Consider the following 328-nt stretch of genomic DNA (forward strand, 5'->3'; position numbering starts at 1 on the left):
CAAGGCTCTGAGGCTTTATGGAAGTTGTTTTGAGTAAATACAACAACATCAGCGTCCGAAATACGGTCACCTTGTCCTGATGACAAGGAGCCAAGCAATACCGCGGCAACAACGTCTTTTTCAGAATAAAAGGCATCATAAGCTGACTCAACCAAGGCCTTTTGTCGTGGTAAATGTTCTAGTCCTAACTCTCCAATTGTCATAACTCACTCCGTCTATACGCACTAAAATCAAGTCGAAACGTAAAGAGTATCATGCGAGCTTTATTATGATTAATCAACGTTAAATCATGGTGTTACTTTAAAATAAAATGATTAATGACCATGAG

General features: G+C 39.0%; 1 pseudogene. It reads right to left on the bottom strand.

The window, feature by feature from the left end:
- A pseudogene (locus IQR33_RS34625) lies at window positions 1-203 on the bottom strand (hypothetical protein); the annotation flags it as partial.
- Window positions 204-328 lie beyond the last annotated feature (125 nt).

The organism is Vibrio sp. OPT46 (genome assembly GCF_015163535.1).
Lineage (GTDB): Bacteria > Pseudomonadota > Gammaproteobacteria > Enterobacterales > Vibrionaceae > Vibrio > Vibrio alginolyticus.